At 54.7% G+C, this 22,114-nt stretch carries 13 protein-coding genes; all 13 read left to right on the top strand.

Annotated features, from left to right (window positions below; translation table 11 throughout):
- Positions 1-47: 47 nt before the first annotated feature.
- The 13 genes from porU to IPH75_06325 all read left to right on the top strand — a co-directional run bounded on the left by porU (position 48) and on the right by IPH75_06325 (position 22,109).
- Complete coding sequence (gene porU / locus IPH75_06385; protein MBK7141688.1) at positions 48-3,992, top strand: type IX secretion system sortase PorU; 3,945 nt, start codon at positions 48-50, stop codon at positions 3,990-3,992.
- A gap of 20 nt (positions 3,993-4,012) precedes the next feature.
- Positions 4,013-6,598: a PorV/PorQ family protein gene (locus IPH75_06380; protein ID MBK7141687.1), complete on the top strand. Its 2,586-nt coding sequence runs from the start codon at positions 4,013-4,015 to the stop codon at positions 6,596-6,598.
- A 25-nt stretch (positions 6,599-6,623) separates the two neighbouring features.
- Positions 6,624-9,899, top strand: coding sequence for a T9SS type A sorting domain-containing protein (locus IPH75_06375; GenBank protein ID MBK7141686.1), 3,276 nt, complete (start codon positions 6,624-6,626; stop codon positions 9,897-9,899).
- A gap of 8 nt (positions 9,900-9,907) precedes the next feature.
- Complete coding sequence (locus IPH75_06370) at positions 9,908-10,783, top strand: hypothetical protein (GenBank protein ID MBK7141685.1); 876 nt, start codon at positions 9,908-9,910, stop codon at positions 10,781-10,783.
- Positions 10,784-10,787: 4 nt separating this feature from the next.
- Entirely contained in the window at positions 10,788-11,570 is a 783-nt protein-coding gene (locus tag IPH75_06365; GenBank protein ID MBK7141684.1) for a hypothetical protein, read from the top strand.
- 10 nt (positions 11,571-11,580) lie between these two features.
- Positions 11,581-12,531 carry an NHL repeat-containing protein gene (locus tag IPH75_06360; GenBank protein MBK7141683.1) on the top strand — a complete coding sequence of 317 codons (951 nt, stop codon included), beginning with the start codon at positions 11,581-11,583 and terminating at the stop codon, positions 12,529-12,531.
- 17 nt (positions 12,532-12,548) lie between these two features.
- Positions 12,549-15,779, top strand: coding sequence for a hypothetical protein (locus IPH75_06355; GenBank protein ID MBK7141682.1), 3,231 nt, complete (start codon positions 12,549-12,551; stop codon positions 15,777-15,779).
- 17 nt (positions 15,780-15,796) lie between these two features.
- The gene (locus tag IPH75_06350; GenBank protein MBK7141681.1) at positions 15,797-17,386 is read left to right on the top strand and encodes a BamA/TamA family outer membrane protein; all 1,590 of its coding nucleotides are present in this window, start codon (positions 15,797-15,799) and stop codon (positions 17,384-17,386) included.
- A 37-nt stretch (positions 17,387-17,423) separates the two neighbouring features.
- Positions 17,424-18,266, top strand: coding sequence for a geranylgeranylglycerol-phosphate geranylgeranyltransferase (locus IPH75_06345; GenBank protein ID MBK7141680.1), 843 nt, complete (start codon positions 17,424-17,426; stop codon positions 18,264-18,266).
- Positions 18,267-18,425: 159 nt separating this feature from the next.
- Positions 18,426-19,310, top strand: coding sequence for a hypothetical protein (locus IPH75_06340; GenBank protein ID MBK7141679.1), 885 nt, complete (start codon positions 18,426-18,428; stop codon positions 19,308-19,310).
- Between the two features lie 12 nt (positions 19,311-19,322).
- Entirely contained in the window at positions 19,323-20,312 is a 990-nt protein-coding gene (locus IPH75_06335; GenBank protein MBK7141678.1) for a MoxR family ATPase, read from the top strand.
- Between the two features lie 7 nt (positions 20,313-20,319).
- A complete protein-coding gene (locus tag IPH75_06330; protein ID MBK7141677.1) occupies positions 20,320-21,195 on the top strand; it encodes a DUF58 domain-containing protein in 876 nt (291 codons plus the stop codon).
- A gap of 5 nt (positions 21,196-21,200) precedes the next feature.
- The gene (locus tag IPH75_06325) at positions 21,201-22,109 is read left to right on the top strand and encodes a hypothetical protein (protein ID MBK7141676.1); all 909 of its coding nucleotides are present in this window, start codon (positions 21,201-21,203) and stop codon (positions 22,107-22,109) included.
- The last annotated feature ends 5 nt before the right edge of the window (positions 22,110-22,114 follow it).

Genomic DNA, 22,114 nt, shown 5'->3' with positions numbered 1-22,114 from the left:
ACGTAGCTAACGAACAGAACAAACCGTTTCAGCCAGGATAGCAATTGTTGAATCGGCAGTTAGCCAGTGCTAAAATCTTAGGAAGCTCCCTGACCGGGTTGCGGTCGGGCGGGTATCTCTTTTTGTGGCAGTCGTTTTTTATTGTCTGCCTCTGTTTTGTTGCGCCTGCCGCATTTGGTTCTCCTTCCTCCGGTAAACTGCTCAGCGCTTCCCCTGATGAAGTCAGTTTCAGCTATGAGATCACCGATCTCAGTTCCCTGACCAAAGTTGCATATCCTGATTCGACCGTCGCATTTGTCGCGACAGTCCAGTTGTGTATGCCGGTCGGTTCGACCCCCCGCCTCGTTTCTGCAAGTGGAGAGGATTTGAAGGGGGCCGCTGAGTTAGTAAGCGATCTGTCAGCCAATGTTCCGCTGGTCAGTCTGGACAAACCGCGAGTAGTCCGCGGACGGCAATTGGTTGCTCTGAAGATCTCGCCGGTAGTGGGAGATGCCTACTATCGCAAGGTGAATATCCGGGTGGCGTTTGATGGCGGGGATAAGTCCGGAACCGGATCTGTTGCTGATCCCATCTTTGATAGAGTTTTCTCACGTTCGGTCATCAATTTCGATCAAGCGCAAAAATGGCGCGTGGAGTCAGATAGAGCCGCTGGAAAGATCGCGGCGGAAGAGAATCCGTTCGTGCTGTCATCGATCTGGCTCAAACTGGCGGTGACGCAGACTGGACTTTATCGGGTGACCGGCGCACAATTGCAGGCGGCGGGGATCTCGCTGACGAATCTTCGGTCCGACTCGATACGAGTTTTCAACGGCGGCGGCCAGCCGGTGGATATGCGGAATGAAAATCCGCGCCCCGAATTTAACGAGCTGGCGATTCGAATCGAAGATGGTGGCGATGGAATTATCGGAGCGGGTGACGCGATCTACTTCTTCGGGGAAGCGCCCAATCGCTTTCTCTATTTCGACAACCAGCCGACCCAGTGGCTCAACAATATCTACACCAACCAGAATATCTACTGGCTGACGGTTGCTTCCGGTGGATTCAGTGGTTCGCCGGTGCGTATGGCTGTCGCTTCAGTAGCGCCATCCGGCACAGAAGATACCACGATCACAACAGTGCGCCGTCGCGTGCATGTTGAGCAGGACAATCTCCTCTCCGAAGATGCCAGCAATCACGTGAGCGATTATTACAACTGGTACTGGACCGATCAGCGGACATTGAGCTTGTTTGTGCCGACGCCCGGCGTGATCGCCAATGATTCGGCGATGCTCTATCTGCAGGGGAAAACCGGCGTTTCCGGGACCGGGTCGTACATGAGTGTGTCGGTTAACGGAGTGATCGGACTGAATCCGATCAGGACGGCAAGTTTCTGCCGGTTTGGGACTCGCTCGCTGGTGGACGGATTGAATGATATCGATGTCAGCTTGACGCCTGTCGCCAGTGACGTACCACCATATTTCGATTATGTCGAGATCTCGTATATGAGCCGTCTGCTTCCGGCGAACAACCAGATCGACCTGGATCTCAAGTTGTCAAATGGGCGCGGGCTGGTGCAGGTGCAGGATAATTTCACGGTCGCACCCTGGTTGCTTGATCTGGCCGATCCGCAGAAGCCGGTCTTTCTGACCGGTTACCAGCGCGGAGGCGGGCTGTTGTCGTTTGAAACGATGCTCGAATCTGCGGGTACTAATCGGTTCTACGGTGTCACCACAACGGTAGCCCTGGCGCCGGTCTCTATCCAGAGCGTCACTCCAGTCGCGATGCGCGGGAATTCGGCACAAACCGATCTGATCATTGTCACCCCGCAAAGCCTGGTAACGGCCATGGATGAATATGTGGCCTACCGGGAAGCGGATGGGATCGCGATCAAGGTTGTGACGCTTGAGTCGCTATATGACAATTTCTCATGGGGGATGCCCGATCCGACGGCGATACGCGACTATCTGAAATTCGCGTATGAAAACTACCCTGACCCGGCTCCATCGGCAGTGTTACTGGTCGGTGATGCCAATTACGATTGGCTCAATCGTCTGCGTACCAACCAGGCGAATTATATCCCGACATACATCAACGCACTGGAAGGGAACTCTCTGGGGACCTCATACGGCGACGACAACTATGTTTACTTCGGTACCTACGGAATACTGGACGGCGACCGGAGTTATCTCCTGGGAGACCGCGGATTTGATATGATGTCGGCCCGCTGGCCGGTCCGAAGCCGTACGGAAATTGCTAATATCGTCAACAAGATCAAGAGTTACGAATCCAGCACCGATCTCGGACCGTGGCGGACCAATGTCACGCTGGTGGCGGATGATGAATATGGTCAGTTCAATACCGAGACATTTCACGCAACGCAAACCGAACAATTACAGCGCGCTCACCTTCCGGCCCATTTCATGCGGAACAAGATCTATTTATGGGATTATCCATTCGTGAATGGTGAGAAGCCGGCGGTCAATACAGCTATTGTCGAGGCGATCAACAAGGGTTCGCTGGTGGTGAATTATGTCGGGCATGGAAATCCGGATGTCTGGGCGCATGAGCATGTTTTCACCCGAACCGGTGATCTGCCGAAGCTTCGCGATATCGATCGTCTCCCGCTGATCTTCACGGCATCGTGCGCCATTGGTTTCTTCGATGATCCAGGTCGTCAGGCGATGGGAGAAGATTTCCTGACGATGCCGTCGGGCGGTGCAGTCGGCGTTATCTCCGCCACGCGTCTCGTCTTTTCGTCGGACAATGCCGCATTTAATCGAGAGGTCTTCGACCTGTTAATGTACGACGATTCGTTGACTATCTGTCAGGCGCTTTTCGCGGCGAAAATGCTCAGGCAGTATGGAAATGACACAATACCATCTCCCGAGGACAACGACCGGGCATATGTCTATTTCGGAGATCCGTTCCTGAAACTTGGGATGCCGCGTTTGCGGATCGAATTTACCCAGGACCCGGATAGTCTGATGGCGCTTGGCGGGAGCCGGGTTGCCGGACGTGTCCTGGACCGATCGGGTCAGCCGGTCTTGTCTGATGGTGAGTTGATCCTGACGGTCTTTGATTCAGACCGCGACCGAACGTACCGTCTGGTGAACAGCGCCGGACAGGTGACGCAGGAAGTCAATTACAAGTTAGCCGGGCCGACATTGTTCCGTGGCTCGGTTGCAATCACGAATGGTCAGTTTGAAGCAGACTTTATCTCGCCTCTCGATATCAGTTTTGGTGGCCAGGGGGCGAAGGTGCTCGCCTATGCTATTCTGGACAGCATAGATGCAGTCGGTCTGGTCGACTCAATTCCGGTGTCGACTCAGGTTGCGGTCACCACTGATTCTACGGGCCCAAGCATAGGGTACAGTATCAGCGGGCGGCCCGATTTCCGGGACGGGGATTACGTCTGGTTGCAGGATACTCTGCTGGTGGAAATAGAGGATAGTTCCGGTATCAATGTCGCTGGGGGACTTGGACATGGGATATCCCTGATACTTGATAATCGGGCCGATCAGCCGATACAATTATCAGATGACTTCTCCTATGACCAGGGGTCCTATCGGAGCGGCCGGTTGGCCTATCCACTAGGCTCGCTCAGCCAGGGGGAGCACACATTCAAGATAAAGGCCTGGGATAACGCCAATAATTCGTCAACAACGGAGTTTACCGCGACCGTCTCGAGTCCGGGACGTCTGGCGATTCAGGACCTGTTGAACTATCCGAATCCCATGCAGGAGCAGACGACCTTTTATTTTGAATTGACGGATGATGTTGATCGGATGTCGGTGGAGATATTCACCGTGGCCGGTCGCAAGATCAGAAGTTTTTCCGGGCAGAATCTTATCGCCTCGATCTATCCGAACGACCATTTCCGCGTGATGTGGGATGGCCGGGATGTCGAAGGGGATCGGGTCGCCACCGGAGTGTATGTATACAAGGTCAGTGCCGTCCCTTCCGGGGGAGGCGAGACAGTCGAATCATTTGGCAAGATAGTGGTTATTAACTAATAGTACTGGAGTCTGAACTAATGAAGATCAAAGTGACCTGCCTGTTGGCTATCCTTCTTCTGGTGACCGGAATGGTTTCCACGAGTTACGCGGATATCTCCAACGCTGCGGTGTTATTCCTGAGAATTGCACCCGGTGCGCGCGCCGCAGGTATGGGTGAAGCATTTGTGGCTATCGCGGATGATGCGACCGCTACGCACTACAACCCTGCCGGTTTGGGAGCTTATCCGCTCTCCAACAGCTCCATTGAAACGAATATCCCCGCGCAGTATCGCCCGATCAAAAGTCTGGCGGCCTTGCGCTCCGGCAAGGGAAGCAGTGTTGAGGATTACGAGATCTGGGCGATCACCTCGCAGGGGTTGCTTCGCTCCAAGGCGGGAAAGTGGTCGGCCGGTGAAGTACAGGCGACCAGAACTGACCAGACGGTTGCTCAACTAACAACCCGGTATTACAACGTGACCAATCCGGATGAACTTCCGGCTTTGATAGACAAAGTCGCGGCGGCCAACAATCGGACACCGAAGTCCGATGTCCAGGGATTCCGCGATGCGGTGATCGCGATGGCGCCGTCCGATTATTCTGACCGCGCCGGGCTCGAGCAGTCACTCGACTCGATTCTTGAGGCCTGGTCACAGGTGCGTATAAATTGGGATCGATTTGCCGAGGCACAGTCGATCTTTAACGATGCCAAGAAAGATTCTGCGCTAACCGCGCGGGAGACCGAGCGGATCCAGTTTGCGGTAGAGCGCTCCAGGAACCGGTTTATCCCCGAAGAGGTGACGTTTCCGTTTTCAGTGAAACTATCGGGCGAGCCTACCGTGCTGACCTCGCAGGACAATTTACTGATCATAGGCACCACGGCCGGGATGGTTCGCTACAACGGCAAAAATTGGCAGACCTTCACGACCGAGGGCGGATTGCCTTCCGACTCGATCACCTGTCTGCGTACATTCAGTTCTACAACGCTGATCGGCACAACTGCCGGAATGGCTAAGTTTAATGGGCTGACGATCGAACCGTTTGATACCTCATCCGCTGCCCCCATTGGGCGAGTATCGGCAATGTCTGCCGGTACCGGAAACGAACTGTTTGCGGTCGTGGATGCAGACCTCTATCGGTTTGACGGTGTCAAGTGGTCGAACACATTCCCCTATACCGTTCTGATCGACGACACTTCGGCCAAGATCGCGGCGAAATACACGATCTATGGTTCGCCGACTGATCTGCGGAGATTCGAAGAGAAGTATCGCGCGGCCAACGTGGGCATGGAGAATCTCAATAACCCCGGTCCGGGGACGGTGATCAATGTCCCGTACCTTGGGATCCTGAACGGAGAGGTCTCCTCGGTACTCGGTGGCATTCCGGGACAGAGTGTCTGGATCGGAACAGATCAAGGCGTGATCATGATGACCCGTGATGGTTGGCAGATGCCGGGCTATCGCGAGTATACAGCTGATTCGATCATGACGATCGCACAGGTTGCGGCGCTGCGCAAAGACCTCAGCGGCACCACACTTGCAGAGTACACCGAAGGACTCAAAGTGGTCAATGACCTTCCGGAAGGGATCATTCCTCCGGGACGCACGGTCCTCATCCACAAAAACGCGGCATCCTCGCCGGTTACTTCGATCGACTGGTATGACGAGATCGTCTATGTCGGGACGGAAGCCGGATTGCTGGAGTATTCGCGGGAAGAGTGGCGGCGGAGCGATTTCCGCGGCCTTGGTGACGAACCATCGCGACGTGTTTCGATGGTGAACTCACAGTTGTGGGCGGCGAGCGATCGTCGTATGGTGACAGGCGCTTCCGCTCATCCGGAGATCTCCACGATGTATGTGAAGTGGTTGCCTGAACTTGCGGACGACCTTTACTACACGTATTTCTCTGGCGTCTTCCCGGTGGGGAGTATTGGCGGGACAGTTGGCCTGTCGACCTCTTTCATTTCATACGGAACGATCACCCGTACCGGTGAGAACGCAGAAGATCTGGGCACATTCGATGCGTTTGATTTCGCGTTCCAGGGTTCCTACGGAACATCCCTGACCAACAAGCTCAAGGGCGGACTTTCTGCCAAGTTCCTCTGGTCGCATCTTGCCGAGCAGGGAGCGGCGGCGGAAAAGGGGAAGGGGACCTCGTATGGGTTTGCACTCGACTTCGGATTGCTGTATCATGCCAGCGACAAGCTGAACCTGGGTATGGCGCTGACCAATCTTGGTCCGAAGATGACGTACATCGATGCCAACCAGGCGGACGATCTTCCGCGCAACCTGTCGGTTGGAGCGGCCTACAAGCTGCTGCGCAGCCGCGACACGCGAGTGACCGTCACGGCCGAGTACAACAAAATGATGGTTGGACTGAATGACAGCTTCACCGATGAGCTGCTCAAAGAAGCGGTCTTCAACGGTGGTGTCGAAGCGACCTTCCTGAATCTGATCTCTGGTCGATTCGGCTATGTCTACGACGAAGAGGGTGATGTCAAGGTCTGGACGCTTGGCGCGGGGATCAATGCGCTGGAGCGGTTCCGTTTTGATGTCGCCTATATTCCGAGCGGTGAGTCGGTGGCATTGGCCAATATCACACGCTTCTCGTTGTCCATTTTGCTCTAGACTGCAACTGGAAGGATGTTCGTTGGTGAAGAGACAGAGGTGGGTTGGGTCAATAGGATTGGCCGGCTGTTTGATGGTGCTGTTCGCGACTGCGGTAGTGCCGGCAGACAAGATCCTGATCGGAACGAAAAAACCGGTTTCGGCATCCGGCGAAAATAAAGTAACGCATCAGTGCCTCACGCCTGAGTGTGGCCCGATGCATACACCATCCGCGCTGCAAGTCGAGCGGGATAAACCGTGGTCGTTGCCGAAAGCGGCTTTGGGTGAGAACCAGCAGGCGGTGGTCCGGGTGCTGGCGCTTCGGTTTAATTTCCAGGAAGAGACGACGGACGATCCCAATACGACTGGCCGCGGGGTAATGGACTTCTCGCGTCCGCTGGAAAATCCAACTGATTCGGCGGCTTACTATAATCAGGTTGGCCACTGGATCGACCCTCCTCCGCACAACAAAGAGTACTTTAATGCCCAGATGATGGCGCTGGATCGCTACTGGAACCAGGTCTCGGAAGGGCATGTATCGCTTATCTGGCACAATTTCCCGGAGGTTTCCGATTCTGCGTACACGCTGCCGCATCCGATGTCGTATTACGGACGTTGCGATTCGGTGGTGATCGGACTTGAGGATTATTTCGAGGACTGCATCCGGCTCGCCGATACGCTCCATATGCTTGGCGACACCAATATCGACTTCTCCCTGTATGACGCGATCATTCTCTTCCATGCCGGATCGGATCGGCAGAATGATATCGGTTTTCCGGAGACCTGCTCTGACCTGTTCACCGGGTTCATTCGATTTGGCGATTCCATTCCGGTGGATGGCGGGGCACGGTATGTCAGAACGGCGCTGTTGATGCCAGAGACCTCGAGTCAGGATAACCGGGCGACAGCACTCAACGCAGTGCTCGCGCATGAATTCGGCCACCAACTTGGGTTGGTGGATATCTACAGCACCACCAATTTTCTGTCGCAGGTCGGCGATTTTTCGCTGATGGACAACAACGGGTTCTCGACCGGGATCGATTTTGGATTTGAGACCGGTCAGGTTTTTGGCGCGATCCCGATCTATCCGGATGCCTGGTCGCGTGCCTATCTTGGATATGTCCCGGTGGTGGATTATCGCCAGGGTTCGGATATCCGAGTAGTGGCGGCCGAGGTCGCCTCGAACGGGACGAAGATCGCGCGAGTGCCGATCTCGGAGAATGAATTTTACCTGATCGAGAATCGCATTCAGGAGACGGATGGGTTGCAGACAGCCGCTCTGGTTGATTCAGCGACCAATGTCATACAGGGTCCGGTCAACCTGGCGCGGCAGTTCACCGGGGAGTATGATTTCCTGATTCCCGGTTCAGGAATGCTGATCTATCTCGTAGACGAGGCAGTGGCCGGATTGGACTGGGATGGTGACGGGCTCAATAACTTTGATGACAATGACCTGCAGATAAATCCAGAGCGGAAATTCCTGACGCTGATCGAAGCCGACGGATTGATCAATTTCGGTGGCTATTATCGGTCCGGGTTTGGTAAAGCGGAAGATATGTACCGGGATGATCGCAACCGATCCTTCACCCCGAACACCAATCCACCATCGATTGATAACAGCGGCAACAATAGCCGCGTGTTTATTACCGGGATCACCCGTGACACGATCCGAGCTCCGCAGGCACACGATGTCACATATCTGGACAGTGTTATGCTGTTCGATCTGGAAACGGAAAATCTGGCGAGCGGTTTCCCGGTGCGGGTGGGGAAGCCGGTATATGGAATTTCTCCAATAGTTGAGGATATGAATAATGACGGCTCGCCTGAAGTGATCGTTGCATCGGGACGGTTCCTGCATGTCATGACCGAATCCGGCGGGAATTATCTTTTGGATGTCGCAGACACCTGCGCAGCATGCCCCCGATACAGGGACAGTTCATTTGCTTCAGTACATCCGGGGCGCGAGCATATCATGCCGGCCTACTTCATTGCCAATAGCGATATCACTACTCAGCCGGTGGTTGGGACATTTGGAGCCGACACGATGAAAATGATCGCGATCGGGTATCAAGTTTCTGCCTCGGGCGGTAAGGTCGTTTTCCTTACGCAGTATGATGATGCGGGTAACGGCTTGGCAGATTTCACCGGTAATACCAATGATGTAACCGGGGTGCCGATCGCCATGGCGTTCAGTAATCAGTTTGTTGTTCTCACCGACTCTGGTCGAGTGTACGGGTTCGACAATCCAGTATCGCCACACAGCGCTTTCAACGTGATCGATGAGCAATATCATGGGCTCTGCCTGATGGGCAATAGAGCAGTGGTGATGCATGGCGACAGTCTGGTCACCCGATTGACGGTACTGGATACACCTTCGGTGACGCTGGAACTCCCGCGATATTACAATTGGGGTCCTGTGGTTTGCGATATGGATCGTGATGGCCAGCCGGAGATTCTGGCGGCTTCGCCCGATGGCTGGATCATCTACGCGACGATCGATACTGCCGGGACAGATCCTGTGCTTCGGATTCTGGAAGAGGGAGAGACGGGCTTTGGTTTTTCGGCCAACCCGGTAGCGGGAGATGCCGATCTGGATGGCTACGCCGACATGATCATTGGCGGCCGCAATGCGATATACGCATTTGACCGTCGAGCTCAGTTGCTGACCAATTTCCCGGTGGAGATCAATGATCGGTATCCATCGGATTCAGTGATATCGGCGCCGATCCATGGCGATCTAAATCATTCCGGTGTACCGGAGATGATCTTCCCGACCGGGATCGGGAATATCTACTCATTCGGTCTGGGGAAATCGTACGGATTCCCGCTCTCAGCGGGTGAGCTTGGCGTTGGTTCGCCGGTAATATTCCATTCGGATACAACCGCCAAGCTGGGGTATGTGGGAGTGGATGGCTGGTTTTATGCTTGGAACATCTCGACCGATTCAACGCGCAATTACTGGCCGATGGCCGGGCATGATGCCCAGGGGAGCTTTGCGCTCCCGGTCGATCAATTGGATGATCCGGTGACCTCGCCGGACAAGTTCGCCGAAAAGAGCTTCTTTAATTATCCGAACCCGGTGACGGAGGGTTCGACAACCTTCCGCTATATTCTCGGGGAGGCGGCCAATCGGGTTGAGATGACCATCTATGATCTGTCGGGGAGAGAGATAGCGTCAATGAATGGTCCGGCTTTTCAAGGGACCAACGAGTATGGTTGGCAGTGCAGCGATGTGACCCCCGGAGTGTACCGCTGTCGAATCGTCATCGATTTTGCCGGGGAAACCAAAACGGCCTTCACCGATGTGGCGGTGATCCGATGAGGATACCAATGAAATGTTCGCTTTTTCTAACGGTACTGTTCTGTCTCGTCGCGGGATCATTGTCAGCTAATTCGGTAAGTCTGACTCAATTTGAGCAAGCCGGGCTGGAACTGAAATACGGCTCGACCATGGCATTCGCCGACGATGCGCTTGGGACGGTTGATCTCGCCGAGAAGGAGACCAAGTCGGTTGGACGTAAATCGCCCGGCAAAGCATTCGCGCTCTCACTGGTGGTACCGGGACTTGGTCAATACTACAACGGCAGTAAGATCAAGCCGTGGGTCTTTTTGGGCGTCGAAGTGACCGCCTGGACCATGTATTTCAAACTGCATGGGGATTACGACGATATGACGGTCGCATTCGAGAACTTCCAGCGTGCGCACTGGAGTCGGGAGGCTTATGCCGATTACCTTGAGGCGGCATATGGTTACTCGGATGATGATTCGATCGATGCAGTGGAGGTGAGCCATCACCTGCCGGACACGGAGACCGGACAATATTTCGAAATGACCGGGAAGTACAATCAGTTTGCGTGGGGATGGGATGACGCGACCCGCAATGGCATGCCGCTGGACGACTGGCTCGGCAATCCGGATCTGGCGATAGTTGACCAGGCGCACACACCATCATCTCCCCGGCGCGAAGCGTATCTTCAGATGCGCAAAGACGCCAATGACAAGTATGATCAGGCGGAGCGAATGATAGTGGTATCGATCGTCAACCACCTGATCTCCAGCTTTGACGCGTTTTTTGGAGCAAAGAGGCATAACCGGAAGGTGGGAGGCGGCGACGAAGAGTTCTCCAGCCTGGGCCTGAAGGCGAGTCTTCGTTCATACAACTCCCTGAATGACACCCCATACCTGACCGCGACAGTGAGGTTCTGAGCAGATGAGCAAGCAGTGCATTACAGTCATTTTTGCAGGGTTGCTCATGGTGGGGCTCTTTCCCTCGATTGCGGACGCGCAGACAATTGAACTTTCCGCGCTCGATCTGGCATCCAGAACAGAGCTGGCATGGGCGGATGATGAGTTCGACAACAAAAAGCCCTCGACAAAAGACGTTGAATCCAGAGCTCAGTCAGGCGACAAGAAGTCCTTATTCAAGGCAGGACTTTATTCAGCGCTGATCCCAGGGCTGGGAGAGTATTATGTCGGGAATCGGAAGAAGGCGCGGATCTTCTTTGCGGCCGATGCAGTCACCTGGATCGGGTTCGCTTCGTACCGGATCTATGGCCATGAAAAAGAGCAGGACTATGTCCGCTTTGCTCAAACAAATGCCAACGCGCAATTAGAAAACAAGAGTGATGAGTTCCGCGATCTGGTAGGTTTCTACACGAATATCAACGAGTACAATACCTTTGGCCGGGTGTTCGACACAGACCGCCCATATCTGGTTGATTCACCAGAGAATCACTGGCAGTGGGAATCTGAGGCGGATAGGGCGACCTATCGTCACCTGAAGAATCGGAGCCGCGAGGCGTATCGAACCTCCGACTTCTTCATCGGGATCGCCCTGGTCACCCGTGTGGTTTCGATCATTGATGCCGTCCGGGATGTCAAACGTTACAACAGCCGGCTCGATCGGGAGTTTTCCGAGGCTCCGGTCAGGCTGGAACTGAATCCATTTTCGCCGACCAAGCAGGTGGTGCTGTCAGTTCGCACGCCATTCTGAACGGAGTCAGATGAGGCGATTTCTTTGCTTAATGATCCTGCCGGTGTTCCTCGGCAGTTGCGGCGGTCCCGCGATGAAGCGGGAAGCTCCTACTCCAGCACAATCTCAGCCAGTAGCTATTCTGATCGAGCGTGCTATCGATGGGCCGATGATCGGTCAATCACTGCGCGCACCATCGGCGCTGGTGAGCGACCACCGGGGGGACAGCTATCTGTGCGACGAGGGGAATAACCGGATAATCAAGTTTGATACCGCTATGAAACCGGTGGTTGATCGAGGGGGATTCGGCAATCAGCCCGGTCTTTTTAACCGCCCGCGCGCTATTACAATCGATAACCAACTCAATCTCTGGATCTGCGACGCGGGGAACCGACGACTGGTCCGATTGGATGGGCGGCTGAATTTTGTCGATGAGATCCCCTATTCCGATGAAACCGATCCGCTGAAGTATGGTGAACCGAGCGGCATTGCGGTAACCAATTATGGTGCGCTGTGGGTGGCCGACCTGGAACGCGACCGTGTGGCGGCGTTCGACAATGTCGGACAATTTGAGAAGTTCGTGGGAGACTTTGGCGCCGGCGGTGGCCAACTTCGCGAGCCGGAAGGGATCGCCACCGATCACGACGACAATTTTTATGTCTGCGACGGCGGTAACCGACGCGTAATGGTTTACGACCAGTATGGCTCCGATCAACAAGCGTTGACCGATGATGAAATGATCCTCCCGGTGGCTGTCTTGATGGGGCGGGGGCGGACGGTCTGGGTTTTGGACAAGTTGGCCAATCGATTTTTCTGTTTTGATGCTGAGGGGAGAAATCTTGTAGTTGGTGGGATTCGCCTGATCGGGCCAGGGGCGGAGGATGTGGTGCCCGCGGGGTTCAGTCGACCGACCGATTCCACGATGGTTATTTCTGATGCGGCCAATGCGAGGCTGCTTCTCTGCAAATTGATCTACAAGTAGCGCGCACCGGGAGCCGGATGAAATTTCGCTGCGTCTGTCTGATCGGTCTGCTGATGCTGATTGCCGGGTCAGCACAGGGGAGAGTCCTACAGCAATTCACCGATCGCACTCTTCCTGCTAGCCTGACACTGCCCACCGCAGGGATATTTCTCCATAGCGATACGCTTCGACTGAATGGTCGGCTGCTTTCGCGATCGATAGACTATACAATTGATCTCCAGTCCAGATATATCGACGTTTCACAGATCAGTCTGAATTCAGAAGATACGCTGGTGGTCAGTTATCACGAGGTACCGCTCTGGGCCGCGTCGGTCTATGGGCGAGAACTTCCGGATGCATCGGTGCCACAATCGCCGATCCCGATCCCGGTTGACCTAGGTGAGTCTTCGCGTCCTGGTAATTTTGCCAAGGATATCCGGATCTCGGGTGCCAAGACATTTCGGTTCAGCAGTCGAACTGCCGGGGAGGCGGACTTTGGGCAATCGCTGGATCTTCGCATCAACGGCGAACTCTCCCCAGGGCTGGAACTGACCGGCGCATTAACGGACCGTGGGTATGACCCGTCATATGGGACCTCGACCAGCCGGCTCAATGAACTGGATAAGTTGAATCTCCAACTCAAATCACGCGTGCTTCTGGCACAACTGGGAGATATCACATTGCCGCGCGAATTCGGCGGTAATGCAAAGACAGTCTCCGGGGGATCGGTCCGACTTATCTACCCATCTTGGCAAATGCAGGCGAGTGCTGCCCGGCCGAAAGGGAGATTCCAGTCGACCACAATGAGCGGTCAGGACCGCTTCCAGGGTCCGTATCGTATGGGAGGCTCGCAGGCAAGTTCACCGGTGGTCCCCGGTTCGGAGATCGTCTGGCTGGATGGACAGCGAATGGAGCGCGGCGCAGACAAGGACTACACAGTTGACTACCCGTCAGGACAGATCACCTTCAGCGTGCGACACCCAATTGACCGGCGAAGTCGAATAGAGATCGATTTCGAACCGCTGGCGACAAGTTACCGACAGGAGATGTTAACGCTGGGCGGTGGAGTCAACATTCGTGACTCTCTGCTGACTGTGAGCGCCTCGGTCTATCGCGAGGGTGACGACAGAAACCAGATGTTGATCGGGGAGTTGAGCGATATTGACCGCCAAATGCTCGAGGAGGGTGGCGACGCCGAGAGCTACCGATCTGGCGTGGTCGCGGATACCGCAGGGGATTATCGGCTTGTTACGGACAGCCTCCCCGACACGGTCTGGACCTATGTTGGCATGGGGATCGGAGATTTTCATGTCACCTTTTCATATGTCGGAAGCGGCGTTGGAAGTTACCGTTACGTGGGCGGGCAGAGCTATCAGTATGTCGGCGATGGGCAAGGTGACTATGCTCCGATCCGGATTATCCCTCGACCGGAACGGATCGATCTATATGCAAGTCGGATCGGTCTGAAGACCTCGGCCGGTAATCTGTCGGCAGAGTTTCGGCAAACCTCGCGCGACAGGAATCTCCTTTCGTCGCGGGATGATGGGGATAACGACGGCCTGTACTATTTCCTCAATTACGTAAAGGATTGGCGAATGAACGGGGCGCCGAGTTCAGTCAATGCTTCGCGACGGTTGCGTGAAGCGGCATTTGCTTCTCGTGAACGTCTGGTTGAACCGGATTTTGCACGCTCATTTCTTCTCCCCGATAGCTGGATCAGCCAATCGGATGAACTGACACACTCTGCGCAGATGTCTTTTTCACCAATTTCAGGATTGACCATAGCGCCGCAATTCTCCCGATTGACTTACCAGAATGAACTTAAATCAAACTTGGGGGCGCTTGGCGTTGAGATGAAACCTTTCGACCGATTGATCATTGGCGCGGAGGTCAGTTCGGTATCGACAGAGTTTGATACCAGCGGCATCGCCAGCGATGGAAGCGCAAACACGTATTCTTCCTCAGCAGCGTACCGGTTTGGCGCAGCGAATTTCCTGAAGGGGACATTTGAGAGCGACAGTCGCCAACATCGATATACCGGAAACGAAAGAGGATTGCGATTCAACCGCTGGGAGTTAACAGCCGGATCACCGACAGAATCGATTCGGTTGGAGCGATATGACGAGGACAGTCTGGAGACTGACTGGTTCGGTTCAGGGAGTCGAGACCGAATTTCTGCGCTCTCCAATCGGCAGATCAGGAATCTGAGCATTTCGTCGGAGATCGGCTGGCAACGATTGACCGATCGGGTCAACCGAACCTCTTATTTGCTGGGGAGAAGTTCACTGTCTTACAGCGACAGCCGTCGTCGCCTTCAAACTCAGGCGAGCTATCTGATTTCAAATGAACTTCGCAACGAACGGGGAATCAGTTATCTGGAGGTCGAGCCGGGTCGCGGAAACTACAGCCTCGAGGATGGGAAGTACATTCCTGATCCTTTCGGTAATTACATCCAGGTCGAAGAGTTATTGTCGGATCGCGCATCGGTGAGGCGAGGCGAGAAGAGTTTCCTCTTCAACAAGGAGTTCACGGGGATGACGATCCGGCTGTCATCGAATATCCGGGAAGAATTGCTGGATGAGGGGAAACGTCCTGTCTGGTGGGTGATCCCGTTTTACTCAGATGAAACGCAGCCTTACCTGCTCTTTTCGCGACGCTACGACAGCGAGCTTCGATTCTTCCAGTGGAAGAACTTCTACGCCGTGAATATCACGCTGACTGACGATCTGGAAAAACGCTCGATTGCCGGAAGTGGGAATCGACGTCGTGACAGTCGAGGGAGCGTTTCCCTGAAGCAGGCGGCGGGAAATTTCCTGCTCGAGGAGACGGGTGAGTTGTTTCGGTCGGAGCGGGATGATTATTACGTGGGAGCCGGCACGGCCGAGGGGGTAAGAGGTTTGGCCATGATCCGGCAATTACTGGAGAGATTTGAGTGGAATAGCGGAGTCGCGGTTCGTCGGGCCAAGTCGACCGAGCAGGATCGGGCGGATCAATATGCGCTATTGGTTGGAGTGAGGGTGCGATCCATCGGCAAAGGGGAGCTTCGCGCTGATCTGGAGTTGTATCGTCAATCGCTCACTCTTCGCAGTTCCAGCTATTCATACGAGTTGACTGACAATCGCAACGGGAAGCGTGGGGCGATCTGGACAGTCGGACTCCGCTATGGGATCAGACAAGGGTTGCAGGCGAATCTCAATTTCAGCGGCCGGCATTCGGATGACCGCCCGGGGCGTGTCTCCGGACGGGGAGAGGTGGTGGCGACATTTTGAGAAAGCTATTCTGCAAAATGGCTGTGCTACTGCTTTTCGTGGGAACGGCATCTGCGGTTGAAGTGCGGATCGAGGGGGAACGCACTGAGCAGATCAGCAAACTACTGAAACGACTCCAGGTCACCAATGGGACTACGTTGGCGGCGAATCCGGATTCAGTGAGAAATCTGCTGATGAAAGAGGGGCATCTTGATGCGGCCGCTACTCTGGTAAACGATACACTGCGGGTGAGCGCGGGGCCGCTATATCTTCTGACGGAAATGGTAGTTGATTCGGCAGAGAACGATCGCTTCTCATTTACTGTCCCATTCACCGAGGTCAATGTCAGGTCGGTAATCGATGATATCCTCCGGGCGTATCATGCGCGTGGCTATTATTATGCTCGCGCGACGATTGGGTCGATAGCCCGGGATGAGAACAAGGTTACGATTCATCTGGAGTTGATTCCGGGGCCACTCGTGACTTTGAATCAGGTGACCATAGAAGGACTCCAGCGGACCAGAGATGAAACGGTCTTACGCGATCTTGAGGTGGGGCCGGGAGATACGCTGACCGATCGGTTGATCGACCGATTGGAGGTGGATGCCCGAGAGATACGATATGTCGAGTACGTTCCTTCGGCCAGAGTGAAGCCGCTTTCCGGATACAATCAGGCGGATGTCGAGCTGCGTTTCCGCGAGCGTCAGCAGTTGATCTTCTCTGGCGGGATTGGGTATCAGAACGAACAGGAGCAGGGTCTGCTCTGGGACCTCTCGATGCAGATGCCCAATCTGTTTGGCGAAGGGAAACAGGTTTCGCTGCAGTCCGAGCGAAGTCAAAAGGGGAGGAATCATCTCTATCTGTCTTATCGTCAGCCGGCGCGGATTGTCGGGAGATCTGAGGTGATGGCGGAACTATCGACCCGAGATTTTCGGGATGACTTCTATGAGTTTGCCCTCAATATCGGGCTGGATATTCGCTTGTCGCGCGGCACCACTGCCGGCCTGACTGTTGGCTGGAAGCGGGTTGAGCCGGTTGATTCCTCGGGATACAGCCGGTATGCAGTCGGAGTCGGCTTTGGGAGGCACGATCTGGACTTTCCGCAGAATCCGACGAGTGGATATGCGCTCCGGTCGTCAGTCCTGTACGCTTATCGTTCTGTCGATGCAGATAGTCTGAGTGCCGGGAGGAGCTATAGTGAGACGCGAGCCGAACTTGAGGTATCGCACTATTTCCGGTTGATCGGGCCGGTCGTCCTGGCAACGGGTGTTGGCTATCACGGTGTCGAATCCGAGGATGACGAACTGCCGGTTTCAGAATTGATCCTGTTTGGCGGGCCCGGGAGCATTCGGGGGTTCCAGAGCGAGCAGTTTGCGGCACGCAGGGGAGTCACCGCCTCATTCGAGCCGCGTGTCCGCTTTGACGGCGGTCACCTGTTTGCGTTCTGGGATGGCGCGTTGATGCAGACCTCGTCAGGGGGAGGGATTGAAGAGATCTATCGCCAGGGGTTTGGTGGCGGGATCACACTGGCGACAGCCGAGAGATCGATCCAGTTATCGCTTGGCTGGAATCGTGATCTGGCTATCGATCAGCCATTTCTTTCGGTCGCTTTCCTCTCCGGTCTCTAAATCTTGCGGGCGGCAATCGTCGGTGTTAGATTGCGGCGTGTCAATCCATTTAGTCCTCCAGCTCATCAGATTCGGTAATTGTCTTTTGGCGGCTCTTTCCGTTTGGGTTGGCGCATATATGACGGTCGGTTTTGGGATATCTCCCCAGTTGAGTGTCGCCATGGCGGGGGTCTTCTTCATTTGTGCTGGTGGAAACCTGATCAATGATATTCGGGATCGGGAGACTGACCGAGTGAGTCATCCGGATCGGCCGTTGCCTTCAGGAAGCGTGACCGAGCATCAAGTCTGGTGGTTGGCGGGTGTGGTCCACGCACTGGCGATACTACTCATTCTCTTTTCAAATCGACTGGTTGGACTGATCGGGCTGACGGCTATCGTCCTGTTGCTTGCATATAACTTTGGACTAAAGCGCATACCGCTGGTGGGAAACCTGATTGTGGCCAGTTTGGCAGGGATGACTTTTGTGTGCGGCGGCCTGGCAGTTGATCCCTTGGCGGCGCTGACACTTCCGGGGCCACTTATTGCGACCGTTTTTGCATTCCTGTTTCACTTAATACGCGAGATTGTTAAAGATGTGGAGGACAGGGAAGGGGACCGCCGGGTGGGAAGCTCGTCACTTGCATTGTGGCTGGGAGTGCGGCCATCACTCGGGATTGCCCTGGGGTTGTATCTGGTATTAGCTGCATCGACCTTTGTCCCCTATGCGATGGAGTGGTATGGTCTGCTCTATTTACTCATTGTGTTGGTGGGGCTCAATATCCCATTGACCGCGGTGCTTCTGCTGAGTCTGATGCAACCGACAGTCACACATCTCGCGTGGGCGCGGCAGTCGCTGAAAATCGGGATGTTGGTTGGATTGGCTAGCCTGTTGATCGGCTGAACGTTAAACAATGTTAACGGCTGAAACCTCCGTTGCCGGGACCAGTATAAGTCGAATGATAGCGGGGTTGTCCCGGACAGCAAAGAACTTGACAAAGCGTTATCAGGGTTTAGTTTAGTTGACCCGCCCGAGATCTGGCCGGGAAACCTTTCAGGGACTATGACACAATTGATATTCAGGCTGTTTAACATATTCAGTTTGCTTCTGCTCGCCACCACGGCGATGGGGATAGATCTATCCCAATCGCTCGACAAGACGTCGATGGCATTCGAAGAGCAGGCGACCCTCACTATCACAGTCGAATGGCCAGGTGGACAGACGGCATACCTGTTTGACCGACCGCTTCAGCCCACCCTCGAGAAGCTTCGGGTTCAGCGCTTCGCCACTTCGGTCGCATCGCAAGTGACTGCTACCGGAGAAGTTACACGGAAAACATTCACGTTTACTTTAGTTCCGACCGGTTCCGGGACAGCTCGCGTTGAGCCAATGACGATTCATTATCTGGCCTGGCCGGATTCGATTCCTGGAGATCTGACGACCTCGTCAATGATGCTGACCGTCGCGGCGGCCATTCCGAACTCAACATCGACTGGGTTGTTTGGGGTATTACCGATTTGGGGATGGATTCTGATCTGGGTGGTGGTATTGGCCGTTGCCGGGTTTGGGGTGCTTTTATTCCTGCGGGGGCGGAAGAGCCCGGTCCCGGTAAAACAGGTACCATCGGCAGAGTTTCTGGAGAAACTGACGCATCTGGCGGGTGAGTCGGCTGGCGATTTGAAGCGCTTCCAGACCGGATTGTATAAGCTATTGGTGAAGTTTGCGCAGGATCAATTGAAGGTAGATTGTACGGGTCGATCGGCGGAAGAGATCGCTTCCGCGATTCGGGAGACCAAGTTGTCGGAATCCGACAAAGAGAAGCTGACCGGCTGGTTGCTTCGTGCCGATCGTGAGAAATTCAGTCCGTTACCCCCGGCGCCGGGCGAGACGATCCGTCTCGAGGCAGAAGTCCGGCAGTATTTCGAACAAATGCAGATGAAGAAATAGAGTGGAGGATCGATGCACACGGATATTCAACAGATCCAGGCAGTGGTCGAGCGAGAATCCTCGTTTGTCGACAAGCTGCAGGGTCAGATCAGCAATGTCATCGTCGGCCAGCGTTACCTGATCGACCGACTGCTGATCGGTATACTGGCGAACGGTCATATCCTGATCGAGGGTGTGCCGGGACTGGCGAAAACGCTGTCGGTGAAAACTCTCTCGGACGCGATTCAGGTGAAGTTCAGCCGACTGCAGTTCACCCCCGACCTGCTTCCGGCCGACCTGATCGGCACGATGATCTACAATCCGCAGAAGGCGGAGTTTACTGTTCGCAAGGGTCCGGTCTTTGCCAATATCATCCTGGCTGACGAAATCAACCGCGCTCCTGCCAAAGTGCAGTCAGCGCTGTTGGAAGCAATGCAGGAACGTCAGGTGACGATCGGCGACACCACCTATAAGCTGGATGAACCGTTCCTCGTGATGGCAACGCAGAACCCGATCGAGCAGGAAGGAACCTATCCGCTTCCGGAAGCTCAAGTCGATCGATTCATGTTGATGTTGAAAGTAACCTATCCGACTCCGGCCGAAGAGCGGGAGATCATGGACAGGAATACAGCGGTCGAGACACGTAAAGTAGAGAAGGTGATCTCTCCGCAGGATATCGTGCGCGCGCGCGAGGTGGTGCGCTCGATCTATGTCGATGAAAAGATCAAAGAGTATATCATCAACCTGATCTTCGCGACCCGCGAGCCGCAGAAGTACCGGTTGAATGACCTGTCGAGCCTGATCTCATTCGGAGCGTCGCCGCGTGCGACGATCTACCTGAACCTGGCGGCCAAGGCGCATGCGTTCCTGCGTGGACGCGGCTATGTGACGCCGGAGGATATCAAGGCGATCGGCCCCGATGTCCTGCGTCACCGCGTGCTGTTGACCTATGAGGCCGAGGCTGAAGAGATCACCTCGGATGATATCGTCAAGAAGGTGTTTGACGCGATCGACGTTCCATGAGCAGAGCATGATCCCGAAAGAGATACTCAGAAAAGTAAGACGGATCGAGATCCGCACGCGGCGACTGGTCAACGACCTTTTTTCCGGCGAATACCATTCCACTTTCAAGGGACAGGGGATGGAGTTCGAGGAGGTACGCCAGTATCAACCGGGGGATGATATCCGGTTGATCGACTGGAACGTGACCGCCCGGACCGGGCAGCCGTATATCAAGAAGTTTCGTGAAGAGCGCGAGCTGTCTGTCGTCTTGCTGTTTGATGCGTCGTCATCGGGTCGTTTCGGCACCAAGGAACGGTTCAAGTCTGAGACAGCGGCGGAACTCTGTGCGCTGTTGGCATTCTCAGCCATCAAGAATAATGACAAGGTCGGGCTGATCATCTTCACGGACCGGATCGAGAAATTCGTCCCGCCCAAGAAGGGTCGTGCCCATGTGCTCCGGTTGATCCGGGAGATACTCTATTTCAAGCCGACCGGGATAACAACCGATATCGCCGGGGCGCTTCAGTATCTTTCGCGCGTTATCCGTCGCAAGTCAGTGATCTTCCTGATCTCCGACTTCATGTCGGAGGGGTTCTACAAGCCGTTGCAGGTCGCCAACAATAAACATGATATCATCGGGATCAAGGTGACCGATCCGCGCGAGACTGTATTCGAGGATTTTGGATTGATCGAACTTGAAGATGCCGAGACCGGCGAAGTGATCCTGGTAGACACCGGGTCAAAGGCGTTTCGTCGAGAGTTCGCGGCGCGCTCGCAGGAAGATGTTTCCGCTCTGAAGCGGAGTTTCCAATTGATCAATCTCGACTTCATTAATATACGTACCGATCAATCGTACATCGTGCCATTGATCAACTTCTTTAAGATGCGTGAACGGAGACTGTAACGATTATGCAGGGATATCGTCCGGGCAAACAGATACTGATCGCTTTGCTGCTGTGCGGCCTGGCGGTGATGGCCGGCTGCAATGCGGGTGGCCCCAAGTTGGATGTGGACAAAGCCAAGAAGATCGCCGGAGAACTTCGGGACAACAAGCTGTACGCGGCGGCGATCGAAGAATATCAGGCCATTCTACAGTATGGCGGGCTGGACGAAAGCCAGAAGGGGAATATCAGCTTCCTGATCGGGAAGGTCTATTTCGAGGATCTGAATGATTATGCCAGTGCGGCGGCCTGGTATGTGCGCGCGCGCGAATACGATCAGAACGGATCGTTCGTCACCGAAGCATCGCAGAATCTGGTCGTCTCGCTCGAAAAAATGGGACACCACCTTGACGCCCGCCGCGAATTGGGTGCGGCAACCGATATCGACGCAAAGCCGCAGGTGCCCGGTGATTTGGCGGTAGCCAAAGTGGGCGGCAGGACGATCTATCGCTCGGAAGTCGAAAAACAGATCCAGTCGCTGCCGGAGCAAACGCAACTACAGATCACGTCTATGGAATCGAAGCGTGAGTTTCTGCGGCAGTATGTCGGAGTCGAATTAATGTACCGCGCGGCCCTTCGCGAGGGGATGGATCGTGACCCGGAAGTTGCCGAACGGAAAGACCAGATGATCAAATCTTTGGTCGTGCAGAAGTATCTTGCTGAAAAGGTCTTTCCGGAGATGGAGCTGGATTCCGCGGATGTCCGCAATTTCTATCTGGCGAATCGCGATACGCGCTATGCCAGCAAGCCGTATGATTCTGTGCGGGCAGAAGTATTTATGGATTATCAATCGCAGAAGGCTCAAGCGGCCTATGCGCAATACCTGGATGATCTGGCGAAAGCCGAAAATGTGGAATTTCTGGATCAGAACCTGTAGATGAA

The organism is bacterium, from assembly GCA_016708025.1.
Lineage (GTDB): Bacteria > Zixibacteria > MSB-5A5 > GN15 > FEB-12 > FEB-12.
The sequence above is the reverse complement of the archived record's forward strand: the minus strand, read 5'-3'. Positions and strand labels throughout refer to the sequence as shown.